We start from the raw sequence: 293 nt of genomic DNA, 5'->3' as shown, positions 1-293 counted from the left end.
TATCGAAAGCCGATATTGGGGGATCTGCATCACGCTTCCTTCGGTCAGTGTGCGGCAGAGGTTTGCAGAGATTTTGGTGCGGAACTGAAAGAGTGTGACGGAGAGGCTGATCATGTTCACATGCTGATAGAGTACGCGCCAACGGTACAGCTATCGGTACTGGTGAACTCGTTAAAGGCGGTCACATCAAGGCGACTGCGTAATGAATTTCTGGACTTGAGAGGTGCTTACAGCAAACCCGTACTCTGGTCACGCTCTTACTTTGCGGGCTCTTGCGGCGGAGCACCGTTGGA

The 293-nt window shown here is 52.6% G+C and carries 1 protein-coding gene; it reads left to right on the top strand.

Annotated features, from left to right (window positions below; translation table 11 throughout):
- Positions 1 to 293: IS200/IS605-like element ISAs26 family transposase (gene tnpA, locus J9889_RS20715; protein ID WP_210557963.1), on the top strand; the 293-nt coding region annotated here is incomplete at both ends.

It is taken from the genome of Aeromonas sp. PrichA-15 (assembly GCF_017939245.1).
Classification (GTDB): Bacteria; Pseudomonadota; Gammaproteobacteria; order Enterobacterales; family Aeromonadaceae; genus Aeromonas; species Aeromonas caviae.
Note: the sequence above shows the minus strand (reverse complement) of the source record. Positions and strands in the feature narration are given on the sequence as shown.